This is a genomic window from Escherichia sp. E13S3 (assembly GCF_004212325.1).
GTDB lineage: Bacteria > Pseudomonadota > Gammaproteobacteria > Enterobacterales > Enterobacteriaceae > Escherichia.
In genome coordinates this window covers 26,678-49,245 of record NZ_RHJR01000012.1, presented here as the reverse complement: position 1 = coordinate 49,245, position 22,568 = coordinate 26,678, and the positions used below count along the sequence as shown (strand labels likewise).

Here is a 22,568-nt window from a genome sequence, read left to right as displayed (position 1 = left end):
ATGTGATACATAAACCGCAACGCTGATACAGGTTGCGGTTTTTTTATTGCCGGATGCGGCGCTTGACGCGTTTTGTTTTGGTGTCTTTCAGGACAATAGAGCAACTCATCCAGTAATCTTGTTTACGCCTTCGCATTATTTATCTCTTTTCATTTCTATACTGATTTTCTTAATCCGTTTTATTACAGGGCAGGGTGCGATGAGCAGCAACACATTTACTCTCGGTACAAAATCCGTTAACCGTCTTGGTTATGGCGCGATGCAACTGGCAGGTCCTGGGGTTTTTGGCCCCCCAAGGGATCGCCATGTTGCTATAACTGTGCTGCGCGAGGCGCTGGCATTGGGCGTCAATCACATTGATACCAGCGACTTTTATGGCCCGCACGTCACCAATCAGATTATCCGAGAAGCTCTTTATCCTTATTCTGATGACCTGACAATTGTCACTAAAATTGGTGCGCGGCGTGGAGAGGACGCTTCCTGGTTGCCCGCCTTTTCTCCGGCAGAGCTGCAAAAAGCGGTACACGATAATCTACGTAATCTCGGCCTGGACGTACTGGATGTGGTTAACCTGCGCGTTATGATGGGTGATGGTCACGGCCCAGCGGAAGGATCGATTGAAGCCAGCCTGACCGTGCTGGCAGAGATGCAACAACAAGGCCTGGTAAAACATATTGGCCTGAGCAACGTCACACCGACGCAGGTTGCAGAGGCGCGTAAGATTACCGAAATTGTCTGTGTGCAAAACGAATACAACATTGCTCATCGTGCTGATGACGCAATGATTGATGCTTTGGCCCGCGATGGCATTGCCTACGTGCCGTTCTTCCCGCTCGGAGGCTTTACGCCGCTGCAATCCTCCACTCTTTCGGATGTAGCAGCGAGCCTGGGTGCAACACCAATGCAGGTGGCGCTGGCTTGGCTGTTACAGCGTTCACCGAATATTTTGCTGATCCCAGGGACGTCTTCTGTAGCGCATTTACGGGAGAATATGGCTGCTGAAAAATTGCATCTTTCTGAGGAAGTGTTGTCTACGTTGGATGGTATTTCGCGAGAATAACGAGCCAGACGCTCGCATATTGTGCTTAAGGAAGAGCACAAAGCGATGCTGAAATTATGGGAAAATAGGTAAGTGGATTGAGATGTGGACTGAACTACAGTCCACATCAAGATCGTGTCCGGTTATGCGGCAACAATGCTGTCGATGGCTGCTTTCGCGTCAGACTGCGCTTTCGCTGCCATTTCCGGACCGTATGCGATCCCTTCGGCGAAGACGAATTTCACATCGGTAATGCCGATAAAGCCGAGGAACGTGGACAGATACGGCGTCACCAGGTCCGTTGGTCCATCTTTATGGATCCCGCCGCGGCTGGTAATAACGATGGCTTTTTTACCCGTTACCAGACCTTCCGGACCGTTCTCGGTATAGCGGAAAGTAACGCCTGCGCGTGCAACCAGGTCAAAATAGTTTTTCAACTGAGTCGAGATGTTGAAGTTGTACATCGGTGCCGCAATAACGATAACGTCGTGGGCTTTCAGCTCGGCAATCAGCTCATCGGAAAGCGCCAGAGCTTCCTGCTGACGCGGAGTCAGCGGCGCATCGCTCGGACGCAGAGCGCCAACCAGTTCGCCATCCAGTACCGGAATTGGATTTGCAGCCAGGTCGCGAACGGTGATTTCATCAGCGGAGTGCTTTTCGCGCCATTGTTCAACAAAATAATCGGACAACTGATTAGACTGAGAGTACCCTGCCAGGATGCTGGATTTAAGAACTAATACCTTGCTCATGGTGTTTCCTTATAGATATTTGAATGGGCGATGCCCCGTTGCTTGTTGACACTTTATTCACAATCCTGCCACAGAGATAGCGCAATAAATCGAAGCCTATGTTCGAATTTATTGAACAACGCATAGAAAGCCGCGATGTGGTACTCTATATCTATCATTTAAAAGAAAATTAATCAGGCAGCCTACTGCCCACTAACGTTATGACAGAACAACAAAAATTGACCTTTAACGCCTTACAGCAACGGCTGGATTCGCTGATGCTGCGTGACAGACTGCGTTTTTCTCGCCGTCTGCACGGTGTGAAGAAGGTTAAAAATCCTGATGCACAACAGGCCATTTTCCAGGAGATGGCGAAAGAAATTGACCAGGCGGCAGGGAAAGTCCTGCTGCGTGAAGCGGCACGTCCGGAAATCACTTATCCGGACAATTTGCCGGTTAGCCAGAAAAAACAGGACATTCTCGAAGCGATTCGTGATCACCAGGTGGTGATCGTCGCCGGGGAAACGGGTTCTGGTAAAACGACTCAGCTACCGAAAATCTGTATGGAGCTGGGGCGCGGGATTAAAGGGCTGATCGGCCATACCCAGCCGCGTCGCCTGGCGGCAAGAACGGTGGCGAACCGTATTGCGGAAGAGCTGAAAACGGAGCCGGGCGGTTGCATCGGTTACAAAGTGCGTTTCAGCGATCACGTCAGCGACAACACGATGGTCAAGCTGATGACCGACGGTATCCTGCTGGCGGAAATCCAGCAAGATCGCCTGTTGATGCAGTACGACACCATCATCATCGACGAAGCGCACGAACGTAGCCTGAACATTGATTTTCTGCTCGGCTATTTGAAAGAGTTGCTGCCGCGGCGTCCTGACCTAAAAATCATTATCACTTCCGCGACTATCGACCCGGAACGCTTTTCGCGCCACTTTAATAATGCGCCGATTATTGAAGTCTCCGGTCGGACCTATCCGGTGGAAGTGCGCTATCGCCCGATTGTTGAAGAAGCCGATGACACCGAGCGCGACCAGTTGCAGGCTATTTTCGATGCCGTAGATGAACTGAGCCAGGAAAGCCTTGGCGACATTCTGATCTTTATGAGCGGCGAGCGAGAAATTCGCGATACCGCCGATGCGCTGAACAAGCTGAACTTACGCCATACCGAAATCTTGCCGCTTTATGCACGGCTTTCCAACAGCGAACAGAACCGCGTGTTCCAGTCGCACAGCGGGCGACGCATTGTGCTGGCGACCAACGTCGCGGAAACGTCGCTGACCGTACCGGGGATTAAATACGTTATCGACCCAGGTACGGCGCGTATCAGCCGCTACAGCTATCGCACCAAAGTGCAGCGATTGCCGATTGAGCCCATTTCGCAGGCTTCAGCCAATCAGCGTAAAGGCCGCTGTGGTCGTGTGTCAGAAGGGATCTGTATTCGTCTCTATTCCGAAGACGATTTCCTCTCGCGCCCGGAATTTACCGATCCGGAGATTCTGCGTACCAACCTGGCCTCGGTTATTTTGCAGATGACCGCGCTGGGGTTGGGCGATATCGCCGCATTCCCGTTTGTCGAAGCACCGGATAAACGCAATATCCAGGATGGCGTGCGTCTGCTTGAAGAGCTGGGCGCGATCACCACTGATGAACAGGCCAGCGCCTATAAACTGACGCCGCTCGGTCGCCAGCTCTCGCAGTTGCCTGTCGACCCACGTCTGGCGCGTATGGTGCTGGAAGCGCAAAAACATGGCTGCGTGCGTGAGGCGATGATTATCACGTCCGCGCTCTCCATTCAGGATCCGCGCGAACGTCCGATGGACAAACAGCAGGCATCGGACGAAAAACATCGTCGCTTCCACGACAAAGAGTCTGACTTCCTGGCGTTTGTGAATCTGTGGAATTATCTTGGCGAGCAGCAAAAGGCGCTTTCTTCAAACGCCTTCCGTCGCCTGTGTCGTACCGATTATCTCAACTATCTGCGCGTGCGCGAATGGCAGGATATCTACACTCAGCTGCGCCAGGTAGTGAAAGAACTAGGCATTCCGGTTAACAGCGAACCGGCGGAGTATCGCGAAATTCACATCGCCTTACTGACCGGTTTGCTTTCCCATATCGGCATGAAAGATGCCGATAAACAAGAATATACCGGCGCACGTAACGCGCGTTTCTCCATCTTCCCCGGTTCCGGTTTATTCAAAAAGCCGCCGAAATGGGTGATGGTGGCGGAACTGGTAGAAACCAGCCGCCTGTGGGGGCGCATTGCGGCACGCATCGATCCGGAATGGGTGGAACCTGTCGCTCAGCATTTGATTAAACGCACCTACAGCGAACCGCACTGGGAACGGGCGCAGGGCGCGGTGATGGCAACGGAAAAAGTTACTGTTTATGGTTTGCCGATTGTTGCCGCGCGCAAGGTCAACTACAGCCAGATTGATCCGGCGTTATGTCGTGAGCTTTTTATTCGCCACGCGCTGGTGGAAGGTGACTGGCAGACGCGTCACGCATTCTTCCGTGAAAACCTGAAACTGCGGGCGGAAGTAGAAGAGCTGGAACACAAAACCCGTCGCCGCGATATTCTGGTTGATGACGAAACGCTGTTTGAGTTCTACGACCAGCGCATCAGCCATGATGTGATCTCTGCACGCCACTTCGACAGCTGGTGGAAAAAAGTCAGCCGCGAAACGCCTGATTTGCTCAACTTTGAAAAAAGTATGTTGATCAAAGAAGGTGCGGAAAAAATCAGCAAGCTGGATTACCCGAACTTCTGGCATCAGGGCAATCTCAAGCTGCGTTTAAGCTATCAGTTTGAGCCCGGCGCGGATGCTGACGGTGTGACCGTACATATTCCGCTGCCGTTACTTAACCAGGTTGAGGAAAGCGGGTTCGAGTGGCAGATCCCCGGTCTGCGCCGCGAACTGGTGATTGCTCTGATTAAATCGTTGCCAAAACCGGTACGCCGTAATTTTGTACCCGCGCCAAACTACGCCGAAGCGTTTTTAGGCCGCGTCACACCGCTGGAGTTACCGTTGCTCGACAGCCTTGAGCGCGAGTTACGGCGGATGACCGGCGTTACCGTTGACCGCGAAGACTGGCACTGGGATCAAGTGCCCGATCACCTGAAAATCACCTTCCGCGTGGTGGATGACAAAAACAAGAAGCTAAAAGAAGGGCGCTCATTACAAGATCTGAAAGATGCGCTGAAAGGCAAAGTGCAGGAAACGCTGTCTGCGGTGGCGGATGACGGTATCGAGCAGAGCGGCTTACATATCTGGAGTTTTGGTCAGCTGCCGGAAAGCTACGAACAGAAGCGTGGCAACTACAAAGTGAAGGCGTGGCCGGCGCTGGTGGATGAGCGCGACAGTGTGGCGATCAAACTGTTTGATAACCCGCTGGAGCAAAAGCAGGCAATGTGGAACGGTCTTCGCCGTCTACTGCTGCTGAATATTCCATCGCCAATCAAGTATTTACATGAAAAGTTACCGAACAAAGCCAAGCTGGGACTGTACTTTAACCCGTATGGCAAAGTGCTGGAGCTGATTGACGACTGTATCTCCTGCGGTGTGGATCAACTGATCGACGCCAATGGTGGTCCGGTCTGGACGGAAGAAGGCTTTGCTGCGCTGCATGAAAAAGTGCGCGCTGAACTGAACGACACGGTGGTGGATATTGCGAAGCAGGTCGAGCAAATCCTCACTGCGGTGTTCAATATCAACAAACGCCTGAAAGGGCGGGTGGATATGACGATGGCGCTGGGACTGTCGGATATCAAAGCGCAGATGGGCGGGCTGGTTTATCGCGGTTTTGTCACAGGTAACGGCTTCAAACGCCTGGGCGACACGCTGCGTTATTTGCAGGCGATAGAAAAACGACTGGAAAAATTGGCGATTGATCCACATCGCGACCGTGCACAGATGCTGAAAGTCGAAAACGTCCAGCAGGCGTGGCAGCAATGGCTCAACAAACTGCCGCCTGCACGTCGTGAGGATGAAGACGTGAAAGAGATCCGCTGGATGATAGAAGAACTGCGCGTGAGCTATTTCGCCCAACAGCTCGGTACGCCGTATCCGATTTCAGATAAGCGTATTTTGCAGGCGATGGAGCAGATTAGCGGTTAACGCTGCTATTTGCCTGATAAATCTAAAACCCGGTAAGCATTTAGCGCCGGGTTTTTTATTAATTCTAAAAACGGTAAGGGCAAAAAATTGGGGAATTCAGAAAAATACAATTCTCTGCTGCAAGATGAATAATGTTTATCTACAGCTATTCCGTAAAAGATATGTCAGGCTTGCGGAGAGGTGGTTAAGGGAATACGGCTTCCTCCTTTCAGAGTGCTCCGCTTCTCTTTATTATCTCACGCAGTATTCTTAAGGGAACGATAAGGAGGGACCATGAATATTAACCCGTTTCCGACGCTTTCAGCGTCAACCATTGATGCTATAAACGTTATCGGTCGATGGCTGGCGCAGGATGATTTCTCCGGTGAGGTGCCGTATCAGGCAGATTGCGTGATCCTTGCAGGCAATGCTGTCATTCCCACTATCGATGCCGCTTGTAAGATTGCAAGAGATCAGCAAATTCCTTTACTGATTAGTGGTGGTATTGGTCACTCGACAACTTTTTTGTATAGCGCCATTGCACAGCATCCGCACTACAACACTATCCGCACCACTGGCAGGGCAGAAGCTACCATCCTGGCGGATATCGCTCATCAGTTCTGGCACATTCCGCAGGAAAAAATCTGGATTGAAGACCAGTCAACTAACTGTGGAGAAAATGCCCGTTTCAGTATCGCATTATTGAATCAGTTAGCAGAGCGAGTCCATACCACGATTGTCGTCCAGGATCCCACTATGCAACGCCGAACCATGGCGACGTTCCGTCGTATTACAGGAGATAATCCTGATGCACCTCGCTGGCTAAGTTATCCGGGATTCGTACCACAGTTGGGAAATGATGCAGGCAGCGTGACGTTTGCTAATCCGCTGACAGGACTATGGCCAGTTGAGCGATATTTGTCCCTACTTACTGGCGAGCTGCCACGCTTGCGCGATGACAGCGATGGCTATGGACCGCGCGGACGCGATTTTATCGTTCACGTCGATTTTCCGTCAGAAGTTACGCAGGCATGGCAGCTATTACAGCATGACGCAGTGCTTATTGAGGCAATGGAGAGTCGCTCACTGCGCTAATAATTGCCCGTTTGTGAACAAATGATTGCAAACGGGTAATAATCTGATCTTTTTCTTCCTCTCTTTATTCCCGTCGTATCTCTTTTTATGAAGCCTTTCACAAAATTGCACATCCACGATGCCTTCTCTGCTGTGATTGATGTTAATTAACATGTGAATTACAAAATATAAACATATCAATCGCAGGAGTAGCCCATGTCTGTACCCGTTCAACATCCTATGTATATCGATGGACAGTTTGTCACTTGGCGCGGCGACGCATGGATTGATGTGGTTAACCCCGCAACAGAGGCAGTGATTTCCCGCATTCCTGATGGTCAGGCTGAAGATGCTCGCAAAGCAATCGATGCAGCAGATCGTGCACAGCCAGAATGGGAAGCATTACCCGCGATTGAACGAGCGAACTGGTTACGGAAAATCTCTGCGGGGATCCGCGAACGGGCCAGTGAAATTAGCTCATTGATCGTCGAGGAAGGCGGAAAAATTCAACAGCTGGCCGAAGTCGAAGTCGCTTTTACTGCTGACTATATCGATTACATGGCGGAATGGGCTCGTCGCTACGAGGGCGAGATTATTCAAAGTGATCGTCCTGGGGAAAACATCCTGCTGTTTAAACGTGCTTTAGGCGTAACGACCGGTATCCTACCGTGGAACTTCCCGTTTTTCCTGATCGCTCGCAAAATGGCGCCAGCTCTTCTCACAGGCAATACCATCGTCATCAAACCGAGCGAATTTACGCCAAACAATGCGATCGCATTTGCTAAAATCGTCGACGAAATCGGCCTACCACGCGGCGTGTTTAACCTTGTGTTAGGACGCGGTGAAACGGTTGGTCAGGAGTTGGCGGGTAATCCAAAAGTCGCTATGGTCAGCATGACAGGCAGCGTCGCTGCCGGAGAAAAAATCATGGCGACCGCGGCGAAAAATATCACCAAAGTGTGTCTGGAGCTGGGGGGCAAAGCCCCTGCTATCGTGATGGATGACGCCGATCTTGAATTGGCCGTCAAAGCCATTGTTGATTCACGCGTGATAAATACCGGGCAGGTGTGCAACTGCGCGGAACGTATCTATGTGCAGAAAGGTATTTACGATCGCTTTGTTAATCGACTGGGCGAGGCAATGCAGGTGGTTCAATTTGGTAACCCCGCCGAACGTAACGACATTGCAATGGGGCCGCTGATTAACGCTGCGGCTCTGGAAAGGGTGGAACAAAAGGTAGCGCGAGCAGTAGAAGAGGGCGCGAGAATCGCGTTGGGTGGTAAGGCTGTAGAAGGGAAAGGTTATTATTATCCGCCAACGTTGCTTTTGGATGTCCGCCAGGAAATGTCCATTATGCACGAAGAAACCTTTGGGCCAGTGCTGCCAGTAGTCGCTTTTGACACGCTGGAACAGGCTATCTCCATGGCCAACGACAGCGATTATGGCCTGACGTCATCGATATATACCGAGAATCTTAACGTGGCGATGAAAGCCATCAAAGGACTCAAGTTTGGCGAAACCTACATCAACCGAGAAAACTTCGAAGCTATGCAAGGTTTCCATGCTGGATGGCGTAAGTCGGGTATTGGCGGCGCAGATGGCAAACATGGTTTGCATGAGTATCTACAGACTCAGGTGGTCTATTTGCAGTCGTAAGATATGAAAGAGGCGGAGGTTTTTCCTCCGCCAGCGCGGGTCAGAGTTTGGCGAATTTTTCCAGAGTACGAATGAGTTGAGTGACAAAACCATACTCGTTATCGTACCAGGCGACGGTCTTCACCAGTTGTAAATCGCCCACTGCGGTGATTTCCGTTTGGGTCGCATCAAACACCGAACCAAAATGGCTGCCAATGATATCGGAAGAGACAATTTCTTCGTCAGTATAACCAAATGACTCGTTATTGGTCGTTGCTTTTTTAAGTGCGTTATTCACCTCTTCAGCAGTCACTTTTTTCCCCAGGATAGACACCAGCTCGGTCACTGAACCGGTTTTCACCGGCACGCGTTGCGCATGACCTTTAAGTTTGCCGCTAAGTTCCGGGATCACCAGACCAATGGCTTTTGCCGCACCGGTAGTGTGGGGGATGATATTTTCCGCCGCCGCCCGCGATGCACGTAAATCTTTACCACGCGGACCATCCACCAGAGACTGGGTGCCGGTATAGGCATGGATCGTTGTCATTGTGCCAACTTCTATCCCAAAACTGTCATGCAATGCTTTGGCCATAGGCGCAAGACAGTTAGTGGTGCATGACGCCACGGAAATAATGGTGTCGTTGCCATCCAGAGTTCCATCATTGACGTTATAAACGATGGTTTTCATTTCTCCTGCCGGGGCGGAAATCAACACCTTCTTCGCGCCAGCGTCCAGATGCGCCTGGGATTTTTCTGCGGAAGTATAAAAACCGGTACATTCAATGACAATTTCAGCCCCTTTTACTTTCCAGGGGATATTTTTCGCGTCTTTTTCGGCGTAAACCGCAATACTTTTTCCATCAACAATAAGTGAATCCTCTGTGAAATCGACGCTCCAGGGGAAAGGACCGTAGTTTGAATCGTGCTTTAGTAGGTAGGCGAGAATTTTCGGAGACGTAAGATCATTAATGGCGACAACGTCAATGTTACTTTTAATCTCAAGTAGCCGACGTAATACCAGTCGGCCGATACGACCAAAACCGTTAATGCCAACTTTGCTCATGGTTTTCTCCAGTCAAGAACTTGTGGGTAAAAATTAGTCCTTTCCAGGCTTAGACCAGGATGACAGGATGGGCAATCTAGATTTTTGCCATGAAACGTAACGTACTGAAAACGGGTGAACAATATTTAATGAAATTTTAAGAAAAGCTCGTTATGTTAACGGCAAATTGTGTTAAAGCAGGAAATGTTATGGGAATTAGATATTCAAGGTTACAAATTGGCATTCACTGGCTGGTCTTTTTGCTGGTTATTGCAGCCTATTGTGCAATGGAGTTTCGTGGTTTTTTCCCGCGTAGCGATCGTCCGGTGATCAACATGATCCACGTTTCATGTGGCATCTCAATTCTCGTGCTGATGGTGATTCGTCTGTTACTCAGATTGAAATACCCAACGCCGCCCATTGTACCGAAACCCAGGCCCATGATGACGGGACTCGCTCATTTGGGACATTTGGTGATCTATCTCCTGTTTATTGTATTGCCAGTGATTGGTTTGGTGATGATGTATAACCGGGGTAATCCGTGGTTTGCGTTTGGTCTGACGATGCCTTACGCGTCAGAGGCTAATTTTGACCTGGTGGATAGATTAAAGTGGTGGCATGAAACGTTGGCCAATCTGGGATATTTCGTTATCGGGCTTCATGCGGCTGCAGCTCTGGCGCACCACTATTTCTGGAAAGACAACACGCTTCTGCGCATGATGCCGCGTAAGCGCTCCTGAGGGTATTAGAAGAAAGCGCCTGTACTAAACCAGACCCGTGGTACAGGCGAAGAATACGGGCCTACATCGGAAGCGCCTATTATATTTATTTGTATGATAAATAAAACCATAATCCGAGTTTATATGTTCAACGGGTTGATATTTAATCAACATATCTACTGTTAAGATTGAAATTCAATTTCCCCAATCCTTGATCTCCCTAAGTGAAATAAAGACTGCACAGCGTATAACTTTTATACCGAACATAAGATTCGGCAAGTCATGAAGGTTGTATGAAAAAGTTGCTCTTTATTTTACTGATGGGATTACTGATGTCTTTTTATGTTGATGCCGGGCGCAAACCCTGTTCTGGTGCGAAAGGGGGTATCTCTCACTGTCCAGCTGGCGGCAAATTTGTCTGTAATGATGGTTCTATCAGCGCATCGAAAAAAACATGCACTAATTAAATGGGGCGCCATGAGAAAATGAACTCGTCAACCAGATACGCGGGGAATGCTCCCCGCGCAGGCCCTTACCTGGACTGACAGGCCATGAGAGCCGCCACCTCCTTATTACCGTCCCGGAATCGCAGTTCGTAGAGCGTTTGTCGGGTCAGGAGGGTGAATGCCAGAATCGTGATACAGATAATGAGCAGACACACCACCAGGGGGTTGCGCTTCATAGCCTTTCTCCTTGCCGGATGGCAGGTAAGAGGCTAACATCTGAATTGCTAGGTTCATTCGTCGGCCTCGGTTGATAGAAATATCGGTCGGGGCCTTCGTCTTTCTGATTCCCGGTAAGCCTGAAACCAGAAAGTCTCAGGCGCCCGCAAACATCCTATGCAATTACCCTTACCAGCGAAATAATCACTTCACGAAATTGCGTGGAGGCTTCCGGTAAATCGTTATCAGAGAACACTCGCGGCAAGACTCTATGCGAGCGAGCTTCCAGTTGAGGCATGAATAAGGGGCGCCATGAGAAAATGAACTCGTCAACCAGATGCGCGGGGAATGCTCCCCGCGCAGGCCCTTACCTGGACTGACAGGCCATGAGAGCCGCCACCTCCTTATCACCGTCCCGGAATCGCAGTTCGTAGAGCGTTTGTCGGGTCAGGAGGGTGAATGCCAGAATCGTGATACAGATAATGAGCAGACACACCACCAGGGGGTTGCGCTTCATAGCCTTTTCTCCTTGCCGGATGGCGGGTAAGAGGCTAACATCCGAATTGTGTGGTTCATTCGTTGGCCTCGGTTGATAGAAATATCGGTCGGGGCCTTCGTCTTTCTGATTCCCGGTAAGCCTGAAAACAGAAAGTCTCAGGCGCCCGCAAACATCCTATGTAATTACCCTTACCAGCGAAATAATCACTTCACGAAATTGCGTGGCATTTTCCAGAATTTTTCGTAATACGCCTTACAAGGTATAACTACTCGTAAGTCTCTTTATTCCGATGGTAATAATCTCTCATCGCAAAAATTGTTGTAAAAATGTGATATGAACAGGTTTTTGCCAGTAAGCAATTACCATCGATTGCCGATGACTCTCTATCGGGAGTAACCAGGAAGAGAGACAACGGTCATGAATACAACATCCTCACACCGCTTAGGCTTTTTACATCACATCAGGCTGGTTCCATTATTTGCCTGCATTCTTGGCGGCATCCTGTTTCTGTTTGCCTTGAGTTCATCCCTGTCGGGGTATTTTCTCTGGCAGGCAGACCGCGATCAGCGCGACGTCAGCGACGAGATCCAGATACGCACGGGTTTAGCAAACAGCTCTGATTTATTGCGTTCAGCCCGGATCAATATGATTCAGGCCGGGGCAGCAAGTCGTATCGCTGAAATGGAAGAGATGAAGCGAAATATTGCGCAAGCGGAATTGCAAATAAAGCAATCGCAACAAGGCTATAACGTTTACCGTACTCGTCTGGTGAAAACTCCCGCTGACGATGCGCTGGACGGGGAATTAAATCAGCGTTTCCTGGCTTATATTTCCGGCCTGCAACCCATGTTGAAATATGCCAAAAATGGCATGTTTGAAGCCATTATCAATCATGAAAGTGAGCAGATCAGAACGCTTGATAATGCCTATAACCAGCAGTTAAGCAAAGCCATTGAGATACGTAGCGCCAGAGCTAACCAGCTAGCGGAACAGGCGCATCAGCGTACTCGTCTGGGAGGGATGTTTATGATTGGCGCATTTATACTTGCGCTGGTAATGACGCTGATAACCTTTATGGTGTTACGCCGGATTGTCATTCGTCCACTGCAACATGCTGCCCAACGGATTGAAAAAATTGCCAGTGGCGATCTGACTCTGGTTGACGAACCCACTGGCCGCAGTGAAATTGGCCGCTTAAGTCGCCATCTACAGCAAATGCAGCATTCGCTGGCGCTGACGGTGGGAACGGTGCGTCAGGGGGCTGAAGAGATCTATCGTGGCACCAGTGAGATTTCTGCCGGTAATGCTGACCTTTCCTCACGCACCGAAGAACAAGCGGCGGCAATTGAACAAACCGCCGCCAGCATGGAGCAACTCACCGCAACAGTGAAACAAAATTCTGATAACGCACATCATGCCAGCAAACTGGCGCAAGAGGCCTCAAGTAAAGCCGGTGATGGCGGACAAACAGTTTCCGGTATAGTGCGGACAATGGGGAATATCTCCAGTAGCTCAAAGAAAATTTCTGAAATCACGGCTGTTATCAATAGTATTGCCTTCCAGACCAATATCCTGGCGCTCAACGCCGCTGTTGAAGCCGCACGAGCCGGTGAGCAAGGGCGGGGATTTGCCGTTGTCGCCAGCGAAGTGCGTACACTTGCAAGCCGTAGCGCCCAGGCGGCGAAAGAGATTGAAGGCTTGATCAGTGAGTCCGTCAGGTTAATTGGTCAGGGGGCCGATGAAGTGGCAACGGCAGGGAAAACCATGAGCGCTATTGTTGATGCCGTGGCGAGCGTCACACATATCATGCAAGAAATAGCTGCTGCCTCAGATGAACAAAGCAGAGGTATCACACAAGTTAGCCAGGCGATTTCTGAAATGGATAGAGTGACGCAACAGAACGCTTCTCTGGTGGAAGAGGCTTCAGCTGCGGCGGTATCTCTTGAAGAACAGGCGGCGCGGTTAACTGAAGCCGTGGATGTGTTCCGTCTGAAGAAACAACCAGTTCAGGCGGATCAACAAGGAACAGGGAATTCAGTGAGTTTGGCAACGGTGTGATAAAAAAGGGATCGTAAGATCCCTTACTTTTCAGAACGGCATTGATTTTCGAATGGCGTTAATCATCAACTGACAACCGGAAGAGAGTGTTGCATCTACGCGGGTCAGTATTCCAATAGGTTCGCCTGCGCCATGCCCCGGAACAGGCAGGGCCACCAGTGTGGCATGACGCAGGTCGTCTTTCACAGCGCCAGAAGGAACAAACCACACATAGTCGTATTCAACCGTAAGCTGACGTGAAAGTGATGCAGACAACGTTTCAATACAGCCTGAAGGAATTTTACATCCCTGGCTTTTTACTAATGCCTCTGAATGCTGCCGTGGCGCGGTGCCTTCTGGTGATACGACAACAGGCCATTCCAGTACCCGACTTAACGTTACGTTCTCCTGAAGCAGGGGGTGATTAGGCCTAACAACTAACTTAAGTGATTCGAGAAACAGCAGCTCGTAATTAAGTCCGGTCATCAGTTCAGGATCTGACATCCGACCAACACCAATATCGATTTCCCCTGTTTTTAATCCCGCCAGGATCATCGTGTTACTCATGGTGGCAACTTGCAGTGTGGTTTCTTTTTGTTGCTGATGAAACTGACCTATAACCGAAGGTAATATCCCTAGTGCCGCGGTAGGTAGCGCGCCCACTCTGACGACATCATTGTTAAGACCTTCTTTACGATTAAGTGATTGTCCTGCGGTGTTGATGGCGTCAAGAACTCTGACTGCGTGAGTTAAAAATTGCTCGCCAGGTAAGGTGAGCTGTGCGCCTTGACGTCCTCGGTCGAACAGGCGAGCCCCCGTCAATTGTTCCAGCTCATTCAATGTCTTAGAGAGTGCCGGTTGACTCAGGTTAAGGGTTTCAGCCGCGCGCCCCAAAGTTCCTTGTTGTGCGACAGCTACGAATGTATGAAGGTGGCGCAAACGGATGCGCTGACTAAACAGACTATTTTTTTCCATAAGCGATGTTAAAAACGAAGCGGTGCCGCTGACAAGTGATGTTGTTTGATTATGATAACTTGATTGCAAAATATTATTAACATTTAAAGTGATTATGTTACATCGAAATCGATAATATTGATGATTTCGCGGCGAGATCACAGTTTGTAAATTCTTCCCACCAGAGTGAATGCGGTTACCTACACTCGAGATAATTGACCACTGGGGGTAGGCATTATGGCGAACAGCATCACAGCGGATGAGATTCGGGAACAGTTTTCGCAGGCAATGTCAGCCATGTATCAACAAGAAGTTCCACAGTACGGTACGTTGCTGGAACTGGTCGCTGACGTGAATCTGGCTGTGCTGGAAAATAATCCCCAACTGCATGAAAAAATGGTGAATGCGGATGAACTGGCGAGGCTTAACGTTGAACGTCATGGGGCGATACGTGTGGGAACCGCGCAGGAACTTGCCACATTAAGGCGGATATTCGCCATTATGGGAATGTATCCGGTGAGTTATTACGATCTCTCGCAGGCTGGCGTGCCGGTACATTCTACGGCATTTCGGCCCATCGATGATGCCTCGCTTGCGCGTAATCCTTTCCGCGTTTTTACCTCATTGCTCCGCCTTGAGCTTATCGAAAACAAAACATTGCGCCAAAAGGCGGCGGAGATTTTACGCCAGCGCGATATCTTTACCCCACGTTGTCGGCAACTGTTAGATGAATATGATCGGGAGGGCGGTTTTAGCGAAGCGCAAGCGCGGGAGTTTGTGCGGGAGGCCCTGGAGACATTTCGTTGGCATCAGTCAGCAACGGTAGATGAAGAAACCTATCACGCATTGCATAACGAGCATCGGCTGATCGCTGATGTAGTCTGTTTTCCGGGCTGTCATATCAATCACCTGACGCCACGCACGCTGGACATTGATCGGGTGCAGTCGATGATGCCCGAGTGCGGTATCGAACCAAAAATTCTCATCGAAGGGCCGCCGCGCCGCGAGGTGCCGATTTTATTGCGTCAAACCAGCTTTAAGGCACTGGAAGAAACGGTTCTGTTTGTGGGGCAACAGCAGGGGAGGCATACCGCGCGATTTGGTGAGATAGAACAGCGCGGAGTGGCGTTAACGCCGAAAGGGCGGCGACTGTATGATGAACTTCTGCGTAATGCCGGAACTGGACAGGATAATCTCACTCATCAACTGCATTTGCAGGAAACCTTTCGCGCTTTCCCGGACAGCGAATTTTTGATGCGCCAGCAAGGGCTGGCATGGTTCCGTTATCGACTGACACCATCGGGTGAAGCGCATCGTCAGGCGATACATCCTGGGGACGATCCGCAACCTTTGATCGAACGTGGCTGGGTTGCCGCACAACCTATTACCTATGAGGATTTTTTGCCGGTGAGTGCGGCGGGGATCTTCCAGTCCAATCTCGGTAACGAAACGCAGACGCGCAGTCATGGTAATGCCAGTCGTGAGGCATTCGAGCAGGCGCTGGGCTGCCAGGTTTTTGATGAATTTCAGTTATACAAGGAAGCGGAAGAACGCAGTAAACGCCGCTGTGGATTGCTTTAAAATCGGGCCATCCTGCTTTGCAAAAATTTGCCTGATTTTACAAATGAATCAGGCTCTTCCCATCGACATAAAAAAATTGCCGATTTATGCATATTCTCTGAGTTCAACAATTGGATTATTAATAAATATTGTCTAGAGTGAGCGGTCATAAATAAGCACTTTCTTGCCGCTGAAAACGACCAGCGCGGGACCATTCACAACACCAGAAGGACTCACTTTCAGGTATGGATCGTAGACGATTTATTAAAGGTTCAATGGCTATGGCCGCCGTGTGCGGTACCAGCGGCATTGCTTCTCTTTTTTCTCAGGCGGCATTCGCGGCAGATTCTGATATTGCCGACGGGCAAACCCAGCGTTTTGACTTCTCCATTCTACAGTCAATGGCGCACGACTTAGCGCAAACAGCGTGGCGTGGTGCCCCGCGTCCGTTACCTGACACTCTGGCGACAATGACGCCGCAGGCTTATAACAGTATTCAATACGACGCCGAAAAATCGCTCTGGCATAACGTCGAGAACCGCCAGCTTGACGCTCAGTTCTTCCATATGGGGATGGGATTCCGTCGCCGCGTTCGTATGTTTTCTGTTGATCCAGCAACACATCTGGCGCGTGAAATTCACTTTCGCCCGGAGTTGTTCAAATACAACGATGCGGGTGTTGATACCAAACAATTAGAAGGGCAAAGCGATCTCGGCTTTGCCGGTTTTCGCGTGTTTAAAGCCCCCGAACTGGCGCGGCGTGATGTAGTATCATTCCTCGGAGCGAGTTATTTCCGCGCCGTTGATGACACGTATCAATACGGTTTGTCGGCCCGCGGCCTGGCGATCGACACTTATACCGACAGCAAAGAAGAGTTCCCCGACTTTACCGCTTTCTGGTTTGATACCGTAAAACCAGGCGCAACCACCTTTACCGTTTATGCCTTACTCGATAGCCCCAGTATTACCGGTGCCTACAAGTTCACCATCCAGTGTGAAAAGAGTCAGGTGATTATGGATGTTGAAAACCATCTGTATGCGCGTAAAGAGATCAAGCAATTGGGTATTGCGCCGATGACCAGTATGTTTAGTTGCGGCACTAACGAACGTCGTATGTGCGATACTATTCATCCGCAAATCCATGATTCCGACCGTCTTTCCATGTGGCGGGGCAACGGTGAGTGGATCTGCCGTCCGCTAAATAATCCGCAGAAATTGCAGTTCAATGCCTACACCGACAATAACCCGAAAGGCTTTGGTTTATTGCAACTGGATCGTGATTTCTCCCATTATCAAGACATCATGGGCTGGTACAACAAACGACCAAGTTTGTGGGTAGAGCCTCGTAATAAATGGGGCAAAGGCACCATCGGCCTGATGGAAATCCCAACAACGGGTGAAACGCTGGATAACATTGTCTGCTTCTGGCAGCCAGAAAAAGCAGTAAAAGCAGGGGACGAGTTTGCATTCCAGTATCGTCTGTACTGGAGCGCACATCCCCCTGTTCAATGTCCATTGGCTCGTGTTATGGCGACGCGTACCGGCATGGGAGGTTTTCCGGAAGGTTGGGCGCCGGGTGAGCATTATCCAGAAAAATGGGCGCGTCGTTTTGCCGTCGATTTTGTTGGTGGTGACCTGAAAGCGGCTGCGCCTAAGGGGATTGAACCTGTTATTACGCTCTCCAGCGGTGAAGCGAAGCAAATCGAAATTCTCTACATTGAACCGATTGATGGTTACCGTATTCAATTTGACTGGTATCCGACTTCGGACTCTACTGATCCGGTTGATATGCGGATGTATCTCCGCTGTCAGGGCGATGCCATCAGTGAAACATGGCTGTATCAGTATTTTCCACCAGCTCCGGATAAGCGCAAATACGTTGACGATCGCGTGATGAATTGATCGTCATTTTTTTCGGCACCTTCTGACGGAAGGTGCCGTCTGGTAAACTCGATCCCGCTCGCATTTTTCCCCAAACTATCTGAGTAATCTGATGATGTGTATTTCATGTACACTTTGTCAGCCACTAACAGGGAGTGCGTATGTTTCCAGAATACCGAGATTTAATATCCCGCCTGAAAAACGAAAATCCTCGCTTTATGTCCTTGTTCGATAAGCACAACAAACTTGATCATGAGATTGCCAGAATGGAAGGATCTGATGGTCGTGGATACAATGCGGAAGTGGTTCGCATGAAAAAACAGAAGCTCCAGTTGAAAGATGAGATGCTCAAAATCCTGCAACAGGAGAGCGTCAAAGAGGTGTAAACTTTCTTAAGCCGCCTGCCAGGCGGCTTTTTAAATTGCCGCGCAGATTGACCGGAGGTGACATGACCGAGACGATAAAAGTTAGTAACTCAATTGAATTACGTTCCGTTGCAGAAAATCACATCACGCCGCTTCATCACTTAATCTGTAAAAATAAAAGCTGGTTACAGAATTCGCTAAACTGGCCACAGTCTGTTAATACCGAAGATGACACGCGAAAAACGGTGCAGGGTAATATGATGTTGCATCAGCGTGGATATGCCAAAATGTTCATGATCTTTAGTGAAGATGAACTTGTTGGCGTCCTGTCTTTTAACCGTATTGAACCGCAGAACAAAGCCGCAGAAATCGGTTACTGGCTGGATGAATCCCATCAGGGGCAGGGGATTATTTCGCAAGCTTTGCAGGCATTTATTCACCATTACGCAAAGCGTGGAGAAATTAGACGCTTCGTCATCAAATGCCGGGTAGCTAACTTACAAAGCAATCAGGTGGCGCTGCGTAATGGCTTCACGCTTGAAGGATGTCTGAAACAGGCTGAATTTCTCAACGACACTTATGATGATGTAAATATATACGCGCGCATCATTGATTCACAATAGTCCCGCCAGCGGTGTTCTGGTTATGCGTTCTTCACCGTTAATGACTTTTGGACCACGGACATGAACCGTGTCGCCATCAAAGGCTGCAACGACGGCGTGGTCGGTTAACTCCACATGGTTTTCAATCATCACCGCACCTGTAATGCGGCTGTTCCCCTGTATGGTGACGTGATTGTCGAGTAAAATCGGGCCACCACCTACGATTGCATGACCACCCACCAGAACATGATGTTTTAACACACAATTGCCTTCCACCGAGGCATGTTCCGCTACCTGCGAACTGTAATGAAGCGTGGGAATGGCATCTTCTTCTGTTCCGGCGATCACACGTGCGTGTCCGTAGACTTTCGCGCAGTCACACAGCCAGACGTTGTTCTCTTCATTACCTTCAATACTTGCAAAATCAAAAACTTCGGCGCGATGCTCAATGAACGCAAATTTCACAATGGCATCACCATATATTTGCGCCTGATGAACAATGCGCGAGGCGCTGACTCTTGCGCGATCATAAATTTGCAACTGAAGATGGTGGTCGGGCGTTAAACCTTGCGCAGCGACAACCATTGAGTTCTGATCAATGCAGACATGACCAGAAATCCTGCAATTTCCGCATATTAATGAATCATTGATTGTGACGTTGTCACTTATCAGGGCACCCTGACTGATTTTGCTATTATCGATCCAGACGTTATCCTTCGCGCAAACATCGCCCCATAGCTCGCTGCTTCCGGTGATGCGTGTATTACCGGATATCACTGTTCCGGCAAACGCGATGGCATTCTGGTCATAGATCCAACAATTTCCGTCCTGGGCCAATACGGTTTCATTATCAATCCAACCGCCAGGCGTTCCGGCTATTACGTCATTAAAATCAGCGATGGCAATAATCTGCCGCAATAAAACACTCTTTTTATCGCTATCTTCCTGATAACTAAAAGCTCGTTGTTCTTCACTAAGACGATATTTGCGCATAGTGTTTTCCCGCAGGTGACCTACTATAACCGTAGCAAATTCTGTGACTCTGGCTATGTTTAGCAAATTTCCATAAAATGCATTTCAAATATACTTTATAAATTAAACAAAATGAGTAAGAAGATGCAGAGCGATAAAGTGCTCAATTTACCGGCAGGTTACTTTGGCATTGTGTTGGGGACGATAGGGATGGGATTTGCCTGGCGCTATGCCAGCCAGGTTTGGCAGGTCAGTCACTGGTTGGGCGATGGGCTGGTGATTCTGGCGATGATCATTTGGGGATTACTGACTACGGCATTTATCACCCGACTGGTACGTTTTCCTCACAGCGTGCTGGCGGAAGTGCGTCATCCTGTGATGAGCAGTTTTGTGAGTTTGTTTCCGGCAACAACGATGCTGGTGGCAATTGGTTTTGTCCCCTGGTTTCGTCCGCTGGCGGTGGGCCTGTTCAGTATTGGTGTGGTGGTACAACTGGCTTATGCCGCCTGGCAAACAGCCGGTTTATGGCGCGGTTCCCATCCTGAGGAAGCTACGACACCCGGACTTTATTTACCTACTGTTGCCAACAACTTCATCAGTGCAATGGCCTGTGGAGCATTGGGCTACACCGATGCCGGTCTGGTATTTTTAGGGGCTGGTGTTTTCTCCTGGTTAAGTCTTGAGCCGGTGATCCTTCAGCGTCTGCGCAGCTCGGGAGAATTGCCCACGGCACTGCGTACATCGTTGGGTATTCAGCTTGCACCGGCGCTGGTGGCCTGTAGTGCCTGGTTGAGCGTCAACGGTGGCGAGGGCGATACGCTGGCGAAAATGCTTTTCGGTTACGGTCTGCTGCAACTTCTTTTTATGTTACGCCTGATGCCGTGGTATCTCTCCCAGCCGTTTAATGCCTCATTCTGGAGTTTCTCGTTCGGCGTATCTGCACTGGCAACCACTGGTTTGCATTTAGGAAGCGGTAACGACAATGGCTTTTTCCATACCCTGGCTGTGCCGTTATTTATTTTTACCAATTTTATTATCGCATTACTGCTCATCCGTACTTTCGCGCTTCTGATGCAGGGAAAATTGTTAATCAGAACCGAGCGCGCCGTTTTAATGAAAGCTGAGGACAAAGAATGATCATTCGTGATGAAAACTACTTCACTGATAAATATGAATTAACCCGCACACACTCTGAAGTTCTGGAAGCGGTGAAAGTGGTTAAGCCGGGTAAAACGCTGGATCTGGGCTGTGGTAATGGCCGTAACAGCCTTTACCTGGCAGCCAATGGTTATGATGTCGACGCATGGGATAAAAATGCCATGAGTATTGCCAACGTCGAACGCATCAAATCCATTGAAAAACTGGAAAATTTGCGCACCCAGGTTGTTGATCTAAATAGCCTGACGTTTGATGGACAATACGATTTTATTCTTTCTACCGTGGTACTGATGTTCCTGGAGGCGAAAACCATTCCTGGATTGATTGCCAATATGCAGCGTTGCACCAAACCCGGTGGTTATAACTTGATTGTGGCAGCAATGGACACCGCTGATTTTCCATGTACCGTCGGGTTCCCCTTTGCCTTTAAAGAAGGGGAGTTACGTCAATATTACGAAGGCTGGGAGATGCTGAAATACAATGAAGACGTGGGTGAACTCCACCGCACCGACGCTAACGGCAATCGCATTAAACTACGTTTCGCCACGATGCTGGCACGTAAAAAATAAGCTAACAGGGCAAGGCGCATGAAAATGCCCACGTGAGATGTTTAACTGTTTTTTTCGGTAAACATATTTTTTATCGAGGTGATGTGAAATATATCACAGTGGTTGAAGTTTTTTATTGGCTTAACTGCCTGAAATTTAACAACTGATGATTGACTCTGCCCCCTTTTCGTCATTGACTATATTGTCAGAAAAGGGGCTGGAAAATTTATTTTCACCAACACTTTTTTTGCCACAACACGAAGCGGTACTTTTTGCTATAACTTAAAAAGTAATATAATCATCTCAGGAAACTATTCATGCGTACCACATCAATTGCGAAAGTTGCGGCTTTATGCGGCTTGTTGGCTCTGTCAGGTTGTGCCTCTAAAATCACCCAGCCAGATAAATATTCTGGTTTTTTAAACAATTACTCCAACCTTCAAGAAACAACTTCAGCAACGGGCAAACCGGTATTACGCTGGGTTGATCCAAATTTTGATCAAAGTAAATATGACAGCATCGTCTGGAACCCAATCACCTATTATCCGGTGCCTAAACCTTCTACTCAGGTAGGGCAAAAAGTTCTGGATAGAATTTTGAGCTATACCAATACTGAAATGAAAGAAGCCATCTCACAGCGTAAACCACTGGTTACTACCGCTGGGCATCGTAGTCTGATTTTCCGTGGTGCTATTACTGGTGTAGATACCAGCAACGAAGGGTTACAGTTCTATGAAGTTGTTCCTGTCGCATTAGTGGTAGCGGGGACGCAAATGGCGACGGGTCACCGTACCATGGATACCCGCCTGTACTTTGAAGGTGAGCTGATTGATGCGGCTACCAACAAACCGGTTATCAAAGTGGTTCGTCAGGGCGAAGGTAAGGACCTGAACAACGAAAGCACCCCAATGGCTTTCGAAAATATTAAGCAAGTTATTGATGACATGGCGACCGACGCGACCATGTTTGACGTTAACAAAAAGTAATGCCA

At 49.2% G+C, this 22,568-nt stretch carries 20 protein-coding genes and 1 pseudogene; 15 read left to right on the top strand and 6 right to left on the bottom strand.

Annotated elements, in window-relative coordinates; all coding sequences use genetic code 11:
* The first annotated feature begins 199 nt into the window (after positions 1-199).
* Both pdxI and D9597_RS23325 read left to right on the top strand, forming a co-directional pair.
* Positions 200-1,060: a pyridoxine 4-dehydrogenase gene (pdxI, locus tag D9597_RS12390; protein ID WP_000097816.1), complete on the top strand. Its 861-nt coding sequence runs from the start codon at positions 200-202 to the stop codon at positions 1,058-1,060.
* Positions 1,061-1,132: pseudogene (locus tag D9597_RS23325) on the top strand (hypothetical protein); the annotation flags it as partial. It lies immediately after the preceding gene.
* A 50-nt stretch (positions 1,133-1,182) separates the two neighbouring features.
* Here the strand turns inward: D9597_RS23325 and azoR are convergent.
* Positions 1,183-1,788, bottom strand: coding sequence for an FMN-dependent NADH-azoreductase (gene azoR, locus D9597_RS12385; RefSeq protein WP_000048948.1), 606 nt, complete (start codon positions 1,786-1,788; stop codon positions 1,183-1,185).
* Between the two features lie 200 nt (positions 1,789-1,988).
* Here azoR and hrpA point away from each other — a divergent pair, with 200 nt between their 5' ends.
* From hrpA to aldA, 3 genes are all read left to right on the top strand, one after another.
* A complete protein-coding gene (hrpA, locus tag D9597_RS12380; RefSeq protein ID WP_130222714.1) occupies positions 1,989-5,891 on the top strand; it encodes an ATP-dependent RNA helicase HrpA in 3,903 nt (1,300 codons plus the stop codon).
* 273 nt (positions 5,892-6,164) lie between these two features.
* Entirely contained in the window at positions 6,165-6,965 is an 801-nt protein-coding gene (gene ydcF, locus D9597_RS12375; RefSeq protein ID WP_130222712.1) for a DUF218 domain-containing protein YdcF, read from the top strand.
* Positions 6,966-7,160: 195 nt separating this feature from the next.
* Positions 7,161-8,600 (top strand): aldehyde dehydrogenase, encoded by a 1,440-nt coding sequence (gene aldA, locus D9597_RS12370; RefSeq protein WP_130222710.1) that lies wholly within the window; start codon positions 7,161-7,163, stop codon positions 8,598-8,600.
* A gap of 40 nt (positions 8,601-8,640) precedes the next feature.
* On the opposite strand, the gene gap is transcribed toward aldA, so the two are convergent.
* Positions 8,641-9,642, bottom strand: coding sequence for a type I glyceraldehyde-3-phosphate dehydrogenase (gene gap / locus D9597_RS12365; protein WP_130210237.1), 1,002 nt, complete (start codon positions 9,640-9,642; stop codon positions 8,641-8,643).
* A 188-nt stretch (positions 9,643-9,830) separates the two neighbouring features.
* On the opposite strand from gap, the gene cybB reads away from it, so the two are divergent.
* Together cybB and D9597_RS12355 are read left to right on the top strand one after the other, a co-directional pair.
* Positions 9,831-10,361 carry a cytochrome b561 gene (gene cybB, locus D9597_RS12360; protein ID WP_130222708.1) on the top strand — a complete coding sequence of 177 codons (531 nt, stop codon included), beginning with the start codon at positions 9,831-9,833 and terminating at the stop codon, positions 10,359-10,361.
* Positions 10,362-10,633: 272 nt separating this feature from the next.
* The gene (locus tag D9597_RS12355; RefSeq protein WP_130222706.1) at positions 10,634-10,807 is read left to right on the top strand and encodes a hypothetical protein; all 174 of its coding nucleotides are present in this window, start codon (positions 10,634-10,636) and stop codon (positions 10,805-10,807) included.
* Between the two features lie 65 nt (positions 10,808-10,872).
* On the opposite strand, the gene D9597_RS12350 is transcribed toward D9597_RS12355, so the two are convergent.
* Both D9597_RS12350 and D9597_RS12345 read right to left on the bottom strand, forming a co-directional pair.
* A complete protein-coding gene (locus D9597_RS12350; protein WP_130222704.1) occupies positions 10,873-11,022 on the bottom strand; it encodes a type I toxin-antitoxin system Hok family toxin in 150 nt (49 codons plus the stop codon).
* A gap of 347 nt (positions 11,023-11,369) precedes the next feature.
* A complete protein-coding gene (locus tag D9597_RS12345; RefSeq protein ID WP_064527420.1) occupies positions 11,370-11,519 on the bottom strand; it encodes a type I toxin-antitoxin system Hok family toxin in 150 nt (49 codons plus the stop codon).
* 399 nt (positions 11,520-11,918) lie between these two features.
* Between D9597_RS12345 and D9597_RS12340 the strand changes: the two genes are divergently transcribed.
* Positions 11,919-13,559, top strand: coding sequence for a methyl-accepting chemotaxis protein (locus tag D9597_RS12340; protein ID WP_130222702.1), 1,641 nt, complete (start codon positions 11,919-11,921; stop codon positions 13,557-13,559).
* Positions 13,560-13,589: 30 nt separating this feature from the next.
* Here D9597_RS12340 and D9597_RS12335 read toward each other — a convergent pair whose 3' ends face one another.
* On the bottom strand, positions 13,590-14,513 hold the full coding sequence (locus tag D9597_RS12335; RefSeq protein ID WP_130210229.1) for a LysR substrate-binding domain-containing protein: 924 nt from the start codon (positions 14,511-14,513) through the stop codon (positions 13,590-13,592).
* Positions 14,514-14,729: 216 nt separating this feature from the next.
* On the opposite strand from D9597_RS12335, the gene D9597_RS12330 reads away from it, so the two are divergent.
* The 4 genes from D9597_RS12330 (at position 14,730) to rimL (ending at position 18,920) form a co-directional block, all read left to right on the top strand.
* Positions 14,730-16,073: a VOC family protein gene (locus D9597_RS12330; RefSeq protein WP_130222700.1), complete on the top strand. Its 1,344-nt coding sequence runs from the start codon at positions 14,730-14,732 to the stop codon at positions 16,071-16,073.
* A gap of 224 nt (positions 16,074-16,297) precedes the next feature.
* On the top strand, positions 16,298-17,953 hold the full coding sequence (gene opgD, locus D9597_RS12325) for a glucan biosynthesis protein OpgD (RefSeq protein WP_130219280.1): 1,656 nt from the start codon (positions 16,298-16,300) through the stop codon (positions 17,951-17,953).
* Positions 17,954-18,093: 140 nt separating this feature from the next.
* Positions 18,094-18,318, top strand: coding sequence for a YdcH family protein (locus D9597_RS12320; RefSeq protein ID WP_064527431.1), 225 nt, complete (start codon positions 18,094-18,096; stop codon positions 18,316-18,318).
* Between the two features lie 62 nt (positions 18,319-18,380).
* On the top strand, positions 18,381-18,920 hold the full coding sequence (gene rimL, locus D9597_RS12315) for a 50S ribosomal protein L7/L12-serine acetyltransferase (RefSeq protein ID WP_130222698.1): 540 nt from the start codon (positions 18,381-18,383) through the stop codon (positions 18,918-18,920).
* On the opposite strand, the gene ydcK is transcribed toward rimL, so the two are convergent.
* Positions 18,912-19,892 (bottom strand): YdcK family protein, encoded by a 981-nt coding sequence (gene ydcK, locus D9597_RS12310; RefSeq protein WP_130222696.1) that lies wholly within the window; start codon positions 19,890-19,892, stop codon positions 18,912-18,914. The genes rimL and ydcK overlap by 9 nt on opposite strands.
* 123 nt (positions 19,893-20,015) lie before the next feature.
* Here ydcK and tehA point away from each other — a divergent pair, with 123 nt between their 5' ends.
* The 3 genes from tehA to D9597_RS12295 all read left to right on the top strand — a co-directional run bounded on the left by tehA (position 20,016) and on the right by D9597_RS12295 (position 22,563).
* A complete protein-coding gene (tehA, locus tag D9597_RS12305) occupies positions 20,016-21,008 on the top strand; it encodes a dicarboxylate transporter/tellurite-resistance protein TehA (RefSeq protein ID WP_074399471.1) in 993 nt (330 codons plus the stop codon).
* Positions 21,005-21,598 (top strand): tellurite resistance methyltransferase TehB, encoded by a 594-nt coding sequence (tehB, locus tag D9597_RS12300; protein ID WP_130219288.1) that lies wholly within the window; start codon positions 21,005-21,007, stop codon positions 21,596-21,598. Before tehA ends, tehB begins: the two co-directional genes overlap by 4 nt.
* A gap of 296 nt (positions 21,599-21,894) precedes the next feature.
* Positions 21,895-22,563, top strand: coding sequence for a DUF3313 domain-containing protein (locus D9597_RS12295; protein WP_130222694.1), 669 nt, complete (start codon positions 21,895-21,897; stop codon positions 22,561-22,563).
* The last annotated feature ends 5 nt before the right edge of the window (positions 22,564-22,568 follow it).